Origin of the sequence: Jeotgalibacillus haloalkalitolerans (assembly GCF_034427455.1) — a bacterium.
Taxonomy (GTDB): Bacteria; Bacillota; Bacilli; order Bacillales; family Jeotgalibacillaceae; genus Jeotgalibacillus; species Jeotgalibacillus haloalkalitolerans.
The window spans coordinates 462,154-475,383 of record NZ_JAXQNN010000002.1; the positions used below are offsets into that span (position 1 = coordinate 462,154).

General features: G+C 41.2%; 13 protein-coding genes. 1 reads left to right on the forward strand and 12 read right to left on the reverse strand.

Annotation, left to right across the window (positions count from 1 at the left end):
* Positions 1-131: 131 nt before the first annotated feature.
* From UFB30_RS07240 to prsW, 10 genes are all read right to left on the reverse strand, one after another.
* Positions 132-1,187 (reverse strand): NAD(P)H-dependent glycerol-3-phosphate dehydrogenase, encoded by a 1,056-nt coding sequence (locus tag UFB30_RS07240; RefSeq protein WP_322421016.1) that lies wholly within the window; start codon positions 1,185-1,187, stop codon positions 132-134.
* A gap of 19 nt (positions 1,188-1,206) precedes the next feature.
* Positions 1,207-2,523: a ribosome biogenesis GTPase Der gene (gene der, locus UFB30_RS07245; RefSeq protein ID WP_322421017.1), complete on the reverse strand. Its 1,317-nt coding sequence runs from the start codon at positions 2,521-2,523 to the stop codon at positions 1,207-1,209.
* Positions 2,524-2,697: 174 nt separating this feature from the next.
* Complete coding sequence (fni, locus tag UFB30_RS07250) at positions 2,698-3,747, reverse strand: type 2 isopentenyl-diphosphate Delta-isomerase (RefSeq protein ID WP_322421018.1); 1,050 nt, start codon at positions 3,745-3,747, stop codon at positions 2,698-2,700.
* Between the two features lie 13 nt (positions 3,748-3,760).
* Positions 3,761-4,906 carry a 30S ribosomal protein S1 gene (rpsA, locus tag UFB30_RS07255; RefSeq protein WP_322421019.1) on the reverse strand — a complete coding sequence of 382 codons (1,146 nt, stop codon included), beginning with the start codon at positions 4,904-4,906 and terminating at the stop codon, positions 3,761-3,763.
* 126 nt (positions 4,907-5,032) lie between these two features.
* Positions 5,033-5,614, reverse strand: coding sequence for a lysophospholipid acyltransferase family protein (locus tag UFB30_RS07260; RefSeq protein ID WP_322421020.1), 582 nt, complete (start codon positions 5,612-5,614; stop codon positions 5,033-5,035).
* The gene (gene cmk / locus UFB30_RS07265) at positions 5,611-6,297 is read right to left on the reverse strand and encodes a (d)CMP kinase (RefSeq protein ID WP_322421021.1); all 687 of its coding nucleotides are present in this window, start codon (positions 6,295-6,297) and stop codon (positions 5,611-5,613) included. The genes UFB30_RS07260 and cmk overlap by 4 nt, the downstream gene beginning before the upstream one ends.
* Before the next feature lie 122 nt (positions 6,298-6,419).
* The gene (locus UFB30_RS07270) at positions 6,420-7,052 is read right to left on the reverse strand and encodes a flagellar brake protein (protein ID WP_322421022.1); all 633 of its coding nucleotides are present in this window, start codon (positions 7,050-7,052) and stop codon (positions 6,420-6,422) included.
* Between the two features lie 83 nt (positions 7,053-7,135).
* Positions 7,136-8,446, reverse strand: a complete 1,311-nt coding sequence (ypeB, locus tag UFB30_RS07275; protein WP_322421023.1) for a germination protein YpeB — start codon at positions 8,444-8,446, stop codon at positions 7,136-7,138.
* A gap of 17 nt (positions 8,447-8,463) precedes the next feature.
* On the reverse strand, positions 8,464-9,234 hold the full coding sequence (gene sleB, locus UFB30_RS07280) for a spore cortex-lytic enzyme (protein ID WP_322421024.1): 771 nt from the start codon (positions 9,232-9,234) through the stop codon (positions 8,464-8,466).
* Positions 9,235-9,444: 210 nt separating this feature from the next.
* Positions 9,445-10,110 carry a glutamic-type intramembrane protease PrsW gene (gene prsW, locus UFB30_RS07285; RefSeq protein ID WP_322421025.1) on the reverse strand — a complete coding sequence of 222 codons (666 nt, stop codon included), beginning with the start codon at positions 10,108-10,110 and terminating at the stop codon, positions 9,445-9,447.
* Between the two features lie 84 nt (positions 10,111-10,194).
* Between prsW and UFB30_RS07290 the strand changes: the two genes are divergently transcribed.
* The gene (locus UFB30_RS07290; protein WP_322421026.1) at positions 10,195-11,166 is read left to right on the forward strand and encodes an asparaginase; all 972 of its coding nucleotides are present in this window, start codon (positions 10,195-10,197) and stop codon (positions 11,164-11,166) included.
* A 33-nt stretch (positions 11,167-11,199) separates the two neighbouring features.
* On the opposite strand, the gene UFB30_RS07295 is transcribed toward UFB30_RS07290, so the two are convergent.
* Together UFB30_RS07295 and UFB30_RS07300 are read right to left on the reverse strand one after the other, a co-directional pair.
* Positions 11,200-12,165, reverse strand: coding sequence for a YpdA family putative bacillithiol disulfide reductase (locus tag UFB30_RS07295; RefSeq protein WP_322421027.1), 966 nt, complete (start codon positions 12,163-12,165; stop codon positions 11,200-11,202).
* A gap of 89 nt (positions 12,166-12,254) precedes the next feature.
* Positions 12,255-13,166, reverse strand: a complete 912-nt coding sequence (locus UFB30_RS07300; protein WP_322421028.1) for a MerR family transcriptional regulator — start codon at positions 13,164-13,166, stop codon at positions 12,255-12,257.
* Between the last annotated feature and the right edge of the window lie 64 nt (positions 13,167-13,230).

Below are 13,230 nucleotides of genomic sequence, written 5' to 3' on the forward strand. Positions count from 1 at the left end.
TCACAAAACGTGCCGTTACATTATAGCATAATAAATTGTCTTTCAATCGTTGTCATGAATAAGTTTCAGAAAAAGTTCATTCTTTCAGAAAATCGGGGGGTGATGATATATTCACATGAAAAAAACCGGGATTAATTCCCGGTTTTTTCATCCTGATCCTCTAATATATTGACCAGGTCTTCCATTTCGTGCGTCTTCACGCGTGCCATTAACTGGTCAACTGCTTCTTTTGGATGTACGCCTTCAAAGAGGACACGGTAAAGTGCAGACGTAATCGGCATAGACACCTGGTATTTATCAGCCAGCTGGTATGCAGCCTTTGTTGTTCTTACGCCCTCTACGACCATTCCCATACTTTCTAGTACCTCATCAAGCTTATGCCCCTTACCGAGCATATTACCGGCTCTCCAGTTTCTGGAATGAACACTTGTACATGTAACAATCAGATCACCCACACCAGTCAGCCCTGAAAACGTAAGGGGGTTCGCGCCCATTTTTGTACCGAGTCTCGCTATTTCTGCCAGCCCCCGGGTGATCAGGGCAGCTTTTGCATTATCTCCGTAGCCGAGTCCGTCAGTAATACCTGCAGCAAGCGCAATGATGTTCTTAAGAGCACCGCCAACTTCCACGCCAATGACGTCGGTATTAGTGTACACCCTGAAATGCTGATTCATAAACGCATCCTGCACCATTTCAGCAGCAGCAATATCATCTGAAGCAGCAGTTACAGTTGTAGGGTGTCTCTTCACAACCTCTTCTGCATGACTCGGGCCTGAAAGCACAACAAGGTCGGACATCGCCTCAGAATTTAAAGTTTCTTCAAGAATTTCAGAAATTCTTAAATGAGAATCGGGTTCTATCCCTTTACTCACATGAACTATGACCGCCGTTTTCCTGGAGACCATGTTTACTTTTTCTGCAACCTCACGCGTTGCTTTTGCAGGTACAGCAAATACAATCATGTCTGCATCCAAAACCGCTTCTTCAATATTTGGATAGGCAATGATGCTGTCAGAAAGCTGAACGCCTGGCAGGTATTTCTCGTTCATGTGGGATTCATTTATCTTTTCAGCCTGAGCTTCAGTATGAGTCCAGAGCTTTACCTGATGCCCGTTATCTGCTAATACCAGTGCCAGTGCAGTTCCCCAGCTTCCGGCTCCAAGCACGGCAATTTGAAGTTTTGCCATTTCAAACCCCTCCTCTGTCTTACTTTCTTGCTCTTGCTATCAGTCTGATCGGTGTCCCTTCGAAACCGAAAGCTTCTCTTATGCGGTTTTCAAGGAACCGCTCATAAGAAAAGTGCATTAACTCCGGTTCATTTACAAAGATAACGAATGTAGGCGGTTTGACTGCCACCTGAGTCGCATAAAATATCTTTAATCTTCTGCCGTGATCTGTTGGCGTCGGATTCATAGCCACAGCATCCATTACCACTTCGTTCAGGATACTTGACTGTACTCTCATTGAGTGATTTTCACTCGCCATATTGATGACAGGTAACAATGTGTGAATTCTCTTTTTCGTCAGTGCCGAGACAAAAACGACAGGTGCATAATCAAGGAACTGAAAATGCGCTCTGATCGACTTTTCGAACTTGTCCATCGTTTTCTCATCTTTTTCCACAGCATCCCATTTATTAACGACAATAATAACCGCTCTTCCCGCATCATGGGCATAACCTGCAATTTTCTTATCCTGATCAATGATTCCTTCTTCACCATCAATCAGCACAAGTACAACATCGGAACGTTCAATTGCACGCAGCGCACGCAGTACACTGTATTTTTCAGTCGACTCATACACTTTACCTTTTTTACGCATTCCGGCAGTATCAATAATGACATATTCCTGTCCATCATACTTATAAGGTGTATCAACTGCATCCCGCGTTGTTCCTGCTACATTACTTACGATTACACGATCTTCACCAAGCAGCGCGTTAACAAGCGATGATTTCCCTACGTTTGGTCTTCCGATTAAAGAGAATTTTATTACTTCGTCACCGTAATCTTCTGTTTCACGTTTGTCAAAATGTTCAGCAGCTGCATCCAGCAGATCTCCAAGTCCAAGCCCGTGAGAACCTGAAATTGGATACGGCTCACCGAAACCGAGAGAATAGAAATCATAAATCTGGTCTCTCATCTCAGGATTATCCACTTTATTGACAGCCAGCACGACAGGTTTATTTGATTTATATAAAATTTTCGCTACATGTTCATCAGCAGATGTAACACCTTCACGGCCATTTGTCATAAAAATAATGACATCAGCTTCATCTATTGCAACCTCAGCCTGTTGTCTGATCTGCTCTAAAAACGGCTCATCACCGATATCAATACCGCCAGTATCAATAATATTAAAATCATGGTTCAGCCATTCAGCTGAACTGTAAATACGATCTCTCGTAACACCTGGAGTATCTTCCACAATTGATACTCTTTCTCCTACAACTCTGTTAAAAATAGTGGATTTCCCTACATTTGGGCGACCAACTATCGCAACGACCGGCTTTGCTTTTGCCATGACGTTCACCCTTTCTACACACTTAATATAAGTGTACTTTCAATTTATTCGTTCTATACAGCCAAATCATTGTATCAGTAATTAATTTAATGCACAATGACCGGTCATACAAGTAAAAGCTGATTTCTTTTTAAGGAAATCAGCTTTTGTTGTTAAAAACATAAGAAAAAACCTTCAGGATCTTCTGCTGAGAAGTTCGGGATTTAAGCCCCTTACACTTAACCAGTGGTATAAGTCACCTTTTATCACGACAGGTACACGATGGAGATCAGCTACACTTTTACATCCGAGGGCTGTCATCATCATGATCAGGTCCTCCTGAAAATATTTTATTTCTTCAACTAACTGCTTTTCACCCTGTTCAGTTAATATTCTCAGAAATGATCCTGCAATCCCTGCTGCAGATGCACCGAGGATAAGGCTTTTTAATACATCTGAACTTTTATGTATTCCGCCCGATGCCAGTACGTCTTTGGAAGTTACACTGGCTGTCTCAAGAATAGATGCAGCAGTTGGTATACCCCAATCATTGAAAAATAGTTTTTTTCTTTCCTGTCTGTTATTTTCAATGCTTGAAAAATTAGTTCCGCCGTATCCGCCTGCATCAATTGCACGTATTGACGTTTTATCCAGTTTTTGTGCCGCCTCTCTGCTGATGCCAAAGCCGGTTTCTTTCACAATAACCGGAATTGGAAGTTCATCAGCAATACGTGCTATTCTCTCAAGTGCACCATTAAAAGAACGGTCACCTTCCGGCATTGCGAGTTCCTGTATGACATTCAGGTGTATCTGCAGTGCATCAGCTTCAATCATTTCTGCAGCTTCAACTGCCTGCGCAACCGTAGCTTCACTACCGATATTACCAAAAATCAACCCATCAGGATTTTCTTTTCTAACAACCTGATACGTATGTCGCTCCTGTCTGTCTTTAATCGCAGACATTTGAGACCCGACTGATAATGCAATCCCCGTATCTTTTGCAGCTCTTGCAAGTGCCGCGTTAATTTCTGAAGTCTTCTCTCCGCCTCCGCCAGTCATAGCGTTGATAAAAAAAGGCGAACTCAATAAAAGTCCGCCTACTTCAGAGTGAAGAGAAACTTCATCGACAGCGGTATCAGGCAGACTTTGATGAACAATCATGAGTTCATCAAAACCTGTCATCCCCGATTGTCTGTCAGATAAAGCATATTGAATATGATCCAGTTTTCTTTTCGCTCTGCTCACATTATTCACCTAATTACTTATCATTATTTAAATCTTTTAATTTGTCACCAATCATTTCACCCAGCTGGAAACCGGATGACTCTTCCGGCATTTCATAGCTTTGAGAAGAAGAACCTTTATCTTCTTTCAGCTCTTTAATTGATAATGAAAGCCTCTGATCGTTTACATTCACATCAAGGACTTTCACCTGTACCTCTTCGCCTTCTGACAATACCTCATGCGGCGTACCAATATGCTGATGCGAGATTTGTGAAATGTGCACAAGCCCTTCTACACCCGGGAACACTTCAACAAATGCACCATAGGATACCAGTCGTCTCACTTTACCATCAAGCACAGCACCTCTTGGGGCTTTTTCTTCGATATCAGACCATGGTCCAGGCAGCGTTTCCTTAATTGATAAAGAAATTCTTTCATTATCACGGTCAACTGAAAGGACTTTCACCTGCACCTTCTGCCCTTCTTCGACAACATCAGATGGCTTTTCCACATGCTGATGTGAAAGCTGGGAGATATGAACCAGTCCGTCAACACCACCAATATCAACAAAAGCACCGAAGTCAGTTATACGCTGAACTGTACCGTCAAGAACATCATCAGCCTGGATTTTCTCAAGCAGTTCTTTTTTCTTTTCCGCTTTTTCACCTTCAATAACAGCACGGTGAGACAGGATCAGTCTGTTCTTTTCTTCGTCCAGCTCTACAATTTTAAATGTAAGGGATTTCCCTCTATAGTCTTCGAAATCTTCAACATAATAATCTTCCACGAGAGAAGCCGGCACGAATCCTCTTACACCAAGGTCCACGACAAGTCCGCCTTTTACGACGTCTTTTACCTCAGCTTCAAATACTTCTTCAGATTCATATCTGCGCTTCATTTCTTCCCATGCTTTTTCTGCTTCTACTTTACGTTTTGAAAGTACGAGCAATTCTTCTTCAACCTTTGTAACGACCAGGTCAAGCTCGTCTCCCTCTTTCACAACGTCAGAGGCTTTTTCTACATGGAGGCTCGAAAGTTCTGAAATCGGAATAATACCGTCTATCTTGCTGTCTTTAACATCCACAAGAACCTGTTTTTCCTCCACCTTGGTTACAGTACCGGTAACCCGATCTCCTACCTCTAATGAGTTTACTTCGATGTTGTTCATATCCTCTGTCATATGTACTCCTCCTTAATCCAAGACTGCTGAAATTGACTTAAATGTGAAAAAATTCACAGTTTAATGTTAAATTCAGAATATACTACTAACTTCTAATAAATAGCCCTGTTTGTCAAGCGAGAACTTTTAGCGATGATTGTCGGAAAGTGTTTTGATCTCATTCATAATGATATCTGTTACTTCTGCAGCAGATGCTTTTCTTTCTTTTAATTCGGCCATATTAATCGGTTTTCCGTACACTACTTTTAACCGTTTGGAAATTTTGTATGGTCCGATAATTGCGCACGGCACGACAGCTGCATCTGATCTTAATGCAAAAAATCCTGCTCCCGCCAGCCCTTTACCTATAACCCCGTCCTTACTTCTGGTTCCTTCAGGAAACAATCCGACAACATTACCTTCTTTTAACTGGCTTAAACCTTTTCTCAGCGCTTCACGGTCACTCATCCCTCTTTTAACTGGAAATGCGTTGAGGTTCGGAAGGAGCTTTTTTAAAACCGGCATTTTGAACAGTTCTTCTTTTGCCATGAACGAAACAGGACGCGGTGATGTAATACCTACCACCGGTGGATCAAGAACGTTAATGTGATTGGCGCATATTAATACGCCACCTTCTTCAGGTATATGTTCTTTACCCACAATACGTATTCTGTAAGCAGGTGTAAGCACAGATTTTACCAATCCTTTTGCGAATCCGTATAAGTTCATGATGTTGCCCCCCGTTCAGCCGCTATCTCTGTCACTTTATTAACAACGTCTGTGATTGACATATGTGTTGTATCCAGCTCGATTGCGTCATCTGCTTTTACAAGAGGGGATACTGCTCTTGTGGAATCTATGTGATCACGCTTTTCAATTTCAGCTTTAAGTTCCTGAAAGTCTGATTCGATTCCCTGTTTTTTGTGTTCTTCAAATCGTCTTCTTGCACGTTCCTCGGCAGTTGCAGACATGAAGACTTTTAATTCTGCATCCGGTATCACGGCGGTTCCGATATCACGGCCATCCATTACGATGCCGCCGTTTTGAACCAGCTCCTGCTGTCTTTTAACCATTTCACTTCTAACCAGCTGATGAAGCGCAACATCAGAAACATTTTTGGTTACTTCCTGCTGTCTGATTTCTGACGTAACTTCATGTCCATCCAAAAAGACCAGCTGACCTTCTTTACCCGGTTTCAGCTCTATTACTGTATTCATTAAAAGATCGTATAATTCCTGCTCATTTTTTGGATTAATATGATTTTTAATTGCTTTATAAGTAAGGGTCCGGTACATTGCACCCGTATCTATATAAATGAAACCTAATTTTTCAGCAATTTTTTTAGCAGCTGTGCTTTTTCCGGCAGCTGCCGGTCCATCAAGTGCTATGCGGATATTTTTGATATTATTCACTGGCCATTCTCCTCAATCTAATATAATCTCGATTATTGTATCATATCATGGGATTTCTCAGATAATTGAACGCATAAAAAGCGCCCATTTCAGCCAAATTTGCTAAAATGGGCGCCGGACATTTATTTTTCTTTCATTTTCAGCTGACATTCGAAGGTATACCTCAGTAGAAGCTGCCTTTCAAGAGCAGTGAGATCTTTAAACTTGACCATTCCAATCTCAACACGGTCTATCATTTTAGTTCGTGTTATCTCTCCTGACACTTTTAAATACTGCGTCTCTCCATTTCTCATAGGGAGAACTAAAAACAGTTCGATCAGGTCTCCTTTTTTTATACTCATACCATTTTTCATAATAAACGACAGTCCGCCTGCACTGATATCTTCTGTAACTGTATGGTATTTTGCAGCCCCCGTTCTGAGTGCAACATCAATAGAGGTATTGACCCTTACAAACTGTCTTCGCTGTACCTTGATCAAATCCTTTTCCCCGGGTTTATCAAGCAGGATCATTGGGATATTTGCATTCTTCCTGCCTTTAACTTCAGTCTCAAAAGAATACGCATCATTGTTTTCATTTGTATAGCTGATTCTTAATTGCATACCATCAATCAGAAAAACTGTTTTATTTGTTGTCATATTAATCGGATAATCAATATAAAGCTTTCCTCCGCTCACTTCTACAAGCCTGCTTTTATATTTGTCATTTTGTGAAGCATGCATCGGTTCAATCGTTAATACAGTTCCAATTTTCATCAGATACACCCACCTAAACTACGCTATATAGGTATTATCTCATGGAACGGTACTTTTTCAATTCCTTTTTCAGTAAAAATAATTTACAGCTTTTCTACTTTTTCTTCCTGGCCATTTATCGCATTGATATAAATACGGAAGGTCTCATCGTTTGTGATACCGGTAAACTCATAACAAAGCACATGCTCATCAAATTCATTCCTGATCAGCGTTAATCTGGTTTCACCGTTTTCAAATTCTGAATGCAGCAGTGAAAGAGCTTCGTCTTCTGTCAGTTCGGCTTCAGGAACTTTAATATCACCATGACCCGCCCAGTAATCGTAGCCGGTAAAGCCGAGAATCTCACCATCATCAAGTGCAACTTTTAAATATACTGAATCATCGAGTACCCAAACGTCCTTTTCTTCAAGGTATCTGGAAAAAGTCAGAGAGGCACTGTTATCAGTCTGCTGACCTTTCTCAAGCTTCAGATCGTTCAGCTGATTACGCTGAAGAAATTTTTCAGCTTCAGTCACTGCTTCATTCAGGCTGAGTGCTGCAGATGGGATCTCCCTGTCTTTAATCATATACAACGGGTACCCTCCTTTTAACGAAAGGTCCATTGAAAAAGAGGAGTCAGAATCTCTCACTGTGATAAACGGGTAAGACGATCCTTCCATACTTTGTGAAACAACTGGATCATTCAACTGATTACCTGAGAACTTTTCAGCAATGCCGGGTGCAGCTGACTGATCAATTCTCTCCCCTGCTAAATGCTGAAGCTGCCTTCTGCGCTCTGAAGCAGTTTCCTGCTCCGTTGGCGCGAAGGTCTCAGAGGCATATCCCTTTACCGCTCCATCCACCTTTGCAAAACCGTCCACTACCGGCTGTGCTTTTACGTCACCTGTAGCCATCAGCTCCTCAAGATCCAGCCAGGTGAGTTCTTCTTCAAGAATTCTGCTCTGAATGCTTCTTAATTCGTTTTGAATATCTGCGGACTGGCTATACAGCTGCTCGAGTTTTTCATATTCGCTATCTGTCAAAGGCTCTGAAGAGAGATCTCTGACTGATGTCCTGTAACTGAATTCACCAATTTTCATCAGGAATTTTTCCATTTCACTGAAAGGCAGAATACCTAAAGGCAGCTGACCGATATCAGAATGGATCATGGACGTTAATCTCCAGACTTCAGTGAGCGCGGGAGATAACGTCCTGCCCCCATTCATAGCGAGCGTTGAACCGATCTCATCATGAAGTAAGTCCATCTGAAAGGTCATCTCATGGAAAGCACGCTGATACTGATTCTCCATATGGTTTTGCAGGGCATTTGCCTGACCTTTTTGATAAGCTGCAAAAGCTGCTGCTGAAAATGCACACAAAAATAAAGCAATAAGTATTGTTTTTTTCCAGTTCATTTTTCATTCTCCTTAATTTATAGGCAGAAAATATGCTCACCAATCTTTTTGATTTGCGGTCTTGTCCATATCCATTTACTGGTAGCTGTAACCGGATTAAAATAATACAAAGCATTTTCAGAAGGATCCCAGCCATTAATTGCATCCATTACAGCACGTCTTGCCTGTTCATTCGGTGTCAGCCAGATTTGACCATCCGCTACTGCAGTAAACGCAAGCGGTTCGAAAATCACACCTGAAACTGTGTTAGGAAAAGCCTCATCCTCAATTCTGTTTAAGATCACCGCGGCAACTGCCACCTGCCCTTCATATGGCTCTCCTCTCGCTTCTCCATACACTGCATTCGACATCAGTTTGATATCATTTTCTGAATACCCATTTGGTAATTTTAATTTTTTGGACACTGTTTCTGATTTCACCTGGTTTTCTAAAGGTGTCCCGCCGTAGTGAGTGAATTTAACCCCTCTATTCAGGTTATTCCGGACAAAAGATTCATTGTATTCACTCGCATTCACCAGTTTTCTTCTAGTTTCCGGACCGGCAAGACCATCCACTTCCATCCCGTAGTCATTCTGAAAATTTCTCAACGCCCAGTAAGTTCCCCAGCCGAAATCCCCATCAATCTGACCTTTGTAATAGCCTATATACTGCAGCCGGGACTGAAGCTCAATGACATCATCTCCAAAAGCTCCTTTTTGAATCACCTGTCCGCTAAAGGCATCAGTGTAAGATGCATTGCCAAATAGAATCGAAAAAGCAACAATCACCAGACAAACTTTTTTCCTCATACAGATCCCTCCTGTCAAACTTAATAATATTAATCTGAACAAATTCGGGTAATCTATACAGGTAAAGTTTTTGATTGATTGAAGTACAATCATTTCAAATCCGATCTGTTGATGAAAAACAAAAAACCTGAGACAACGGTGTCTCAGGTCCTTAACTTACATTTAACTGACTGGTTCATTACTTGATGCTATGCTTCAACCCTTCAAAAACTATGTCATTCTGGTTTTATGGTGCGCATCTGTCAGGATATGAGCTTTTTTTACTTTCCATAAGCCCAGCCACCACAGAAACAGCATGAATGGCACCATATAATAGAGCCAGTTACGGCTGCTCATCAGAATAAAATCATATGTGGAGTGAAGCAGAATCGGCAGCAATAGTGAAACCAGTATAAACATTTTTTTATTGATGTGAAACTTCGCTTTTCCTATGTAGTAGCCCATTACCACGCCAAACAAAGCATGGCTTGAGACTGGCAGCAGCGCTCTTCCTACCGCAGTTTCAAGACCGTAAACTGCAAGGTATAATACATTTTCAAGCGTTGCAAAGCCAAGTGAAACTGCTGCGCCATAGACAATTCCGTCATACGGTTCATCAAATTCAACAAGATGAAAAATGAAAAAATATAAAATAAACCATTTAAAAAACTCTTCTAACAAACCATATGTTAAAAAAGACTGCAGTATCATATTTGAAAAATCTGTTTCCACTTCAATGACATATTGCAAAAACATCACAGGAAACGTTACAGCAACCCCTAATATGAAAGCCCTGAACACGACTCTGATCGGCTCAGTGTCATATTGATCTCTCAAATAAAAGTAACTCAGAAGTGCAAGTCCCGGTGCTATCGCAGCTGAAATAAGAGCGATCATGCTGTTGCCTCTTTTCAATCTGTTTTTCTCATCGTATCATGGAAAAGAATTGATTTACACAAATAACTTTTTAGGAGCGATAAAATGTCGAAAAAAACATTATTGCTTATACATACCGGCGGAACAATTTCAATGTCAGAAGATGAATCAGGCGCAGTTAAACCTGAGGGTGATAATCCATTAATGAGACATACGCCAAATCTGAATGATTATGCTGATTTTATTGTAGAAACACCCTTTACGCTGCCGTCACCCCACATTACACCGGACCATATGCTTGAGTTGAAAAAGCTCATTGAAAAGTATTACCTCGAGCAGGGAATTCACGGCGCTGTGATCACACATGGTACAGATACCCTGGAAGAAACAGCTTATTTTCTTGACCTGACACTCAGACTCTCTATTCCGATCGTTGTTACAGGCGCAATGAGGTCTTCAAATGAAATCGGTTCTGATGGTCTTTATAATCTGATCAGCGCTGTCAGGGTAGCTACTTGTGATGAGGCATTTGGCAAAGGGGTTCTAGTCGTGCTGAATGATGAAATCCATACGGCTGTGAACGTAACAAAAACCCATTCAAGTAATGTGTCGACTTTCCAGAGTCCGCAGTACGGGCCAATTGGAATTGTGACAAAAGGGGGCGTAAGGTTTCATCACACGCCTAAATTAGATCTGAAGTATTCCATTTCAGCTTTAAGTAAAAATGTAGCGATCATTAAAGCTTATGCGGGAATGGACTCAAGGCTGCTTAGTGCGCTTGCAGACCTGAATTTTGATGGGGTTATCATTGAAGCACTCGGACAGGGCAACCTGCCTCCTGAAACTGTTAAAGGGATTGAGGATTTAATCGTTAAAAATATTCCTGTCGTTCTGGTATCCAGATGCTTTAACGGCATCACACAGGACGTATACGGTTATGAAGGGGGCGGACGTCAGCTGAAACAAAAAGGAGTCATTTTTTCAAATGGATTGAATGGTCAAAAAGCGAGATTAAAACTGATGGTCGGTCTTTCCCAGTCAGACAATCCTGATTATATTGCATCGATGTTTAAATAATTCCATCAGGGAAATAGCAAAAGGAAGCTGAATTCAGCTTCCTTTTTGGCTTATTGCATCTGCGATTTGTTTTCCGTGAAACCTGCCATTTTCGATAAAAATCTCATTTGCATTATTTCCGGCTGCAATTACTCCTGCAATATAAATTCCTTCCACATTTGTCTCCATTGTTTCAGGGTTAAAGAGCGGACGGCCTGTATCATAATCTATATCAACGCCCATTGCTTCAATAAAAGAGTGGTCTGGGTGATAGCCGATCATCGCAAAGACAATATCGTTTTTAATCGATATGTCTTGGAAGCCGTCTGTATAGATCAGCTCCTGATGAGTAATTTCTTTTATTTCCGCATTAAATATCATGTTAATGGAACCATTCTTAACTAATGCTTCAAATTCCGGCAGAATCCATGGCTTAATGCTCTGTGAATACTCACTGCCTCTGTACAGCACTGTTACTCTGGCCCCTGCCTTTTGGAGTTCAATTGCAGCGTCAACCGCTGAATTCTTCCCGCCAATCACTGCCACATCCAGATCAAAGTAAGGATGCGCCTCTTTGAAATAGTGATGGACTTTATCCAGATCCGCTCCGGGGCAGGTCAGCTTATTCGGATGATCATAATAACCCGTTGCGACAATTACTTGTTCTGTGGAATAAAGCTCTTTATCTGTCTGGATTAAAAATAAATCATCCTGCTTTGTGACATTTTCCACTTTTTCAAAGCGGTTAATTCTTAACTGATGTCTTGATGCTACTTCTCTATAATAGACTAAAGCCTGATTCCTTTTGGGTTTATGCTGTTCAATGATAAAAGGGACATTCCCTATTTCAAGCTTTTCACTGGACGAAAAAAAAGTCTGATGTGTCGGATAGTGATAAATGGCGTTTACAATATTCCCTTTTTCAATGATTAACGGATTGATTCCTTTATTTTTAAGCTCTATCGCAGCCGAGAGACCACACGGACCTCCGCCAATGACGATTACCTCTTCATTCTTCACTCTATTCACTCCTCGATACTAACCGGCCTTTCCGGTTATTTAAAAAACTCCTATTTTATCATAATAGGAGTTTTTACGGTCCGATACAATTAATTTGCCGACATATTCAGTGATTTACTGATCCAGTCCTCCCAGTCCTCTTTGTTAAGACCGACCAGATTTTTTTCGAACCCTTTTCTTTCCTCTTCGCTCATCATATTTACAGCATGCCCGCCTAATCCGATTGCCAGATCCTTGTATTCTGCCTGAAGTTCTTTAATCAGATCTTTGGCTCTTGATAAATTCGCTTTCAAGGTGCATGACATAAACAGGAATTTAGGTTCAACAGTATCAAGTACTGTTTGAATATCCCCTTCTTTAATACTTGAACCGAGGTAGATGACATTAAAGCCTTTCCTGCGGATATAGAGCGTAAATATTAATAATCCCAGCTCATGCCACTCTCCCGGCGAACAGACAGCAACCACTTTTGGCAGGAAATTATTCTGCGGGAATGAATGCATTAAAATCCCGATCCTTGATCTTAAAATAGATGTTGCAAAATGCTCGTGAGCGGTGGTGATCCTTCCTTCTTCCCAAAGGAGACCGATCTTGATTAATATACTACCCAGAATATCAACCAGCACTTTATCTACTGTGTACAATGAAAAGGCTTCATTAATCAGATCATGCGCTTTGCTCTCATCAAATTTCATTAATGCGTTGAGTAAGTCTTCTCTTAATACCGTCAGCTGATTTTCATTTTGATCACCTGATACGAACTGTTCATGTTCCTGTTCAGAGAGTGCGACAGCCTGACTAATCGTAAAACCAGCGTTTACCTTTGATACCAGCCATTTCAGTTTTCTGATATGTTCGTCTGTATATAGCCTGTGTCCCGACTCATTGCGGACAGGAGCAATCATCTGGTACCGTCTTTCCCAGGCTCTGAGCGTACCAGGTTGTATACCAAGCATATGAGACACAGCTTTTATATTATATTTTCCTTCATCAGCTTTCATGGCCAACCTCCTGCTTCAGACTGTTTGATACCTAATTATATATTCATTATACAAAGATGTAAAA

Excerpts from the sequence above, each read along its gene's own strand:
- UFB30_RS07300 (WP_322421028.1), bottom strand. The coding sequence starts at position 13,166 with ATGAAAGCTGATGAAGGAAAATATAATATAAAAGCTGTGTCTCATATG.
- prsW (WP_322421025.1), bottom strand. The coding sequence starts at position 10,110 with ATGATCGCTCTTATTTCAGCTGCGATAGCACCGGGACTTGCACTTCTG.
- UFB30_RS07240 (WP_322421016.1), bottom strand. The coding sequence starts at position 1,187 with ATGGCAAAACTTCAAATTGCCGTGCTTGGAGCCGGAAGCTGGGGAACT.
- ypeB (WP_322421023.1), bottom strand. The coding sequence starts at position 8,446 with ATGAACTGGAAAAAAACAATACTTATTGCTTTATTTTTGTGTGCATTT.
- UFB30_RS07260 (WP_322421020.1), bottom strand. The coding sequence starts at position 5,614 with ATGAACTTATACGGATTCGCAAAAGGATTGGTAAAATCTGTGCTTACA.
- der (WP_322421017.1), bottom strand. The coding sequence starts at position 2,523 with ATGGCAAAAGCAAAGCCGGTCGTTGCGATAGTTGGTCGCCCAAATGTA.
- UFB30_RS07290 (WP_322421026.1), top strand. The coding sequence starts at position 10,195 with ATGTCGAAAAAAACATTATTGCTTATACATACCGGCGGAACAATTTCA.
- rpsA (WP_322421019.1), bottom strand. The coding sequence starts at position 4,906 with ATGACAGAGGATATGAACAACATCGAAGTAAACTCATTAGAGGTAGGA.
- UFB30_RS07270 (WP_322421022.1), bottom strand. The coding sequence starts at position 7,052 with ATGAAAATTGGAACTGTATTAACGATTGAACCGATGCATGCTTCACAA.
- sleB (WP_322421024.1), bottom strand. The coding sequence starts at position 9,234 with ATGAGGAAAAAAGTTTGTCTGGTGATTGTTGCTTTTTCGATTCTATTT.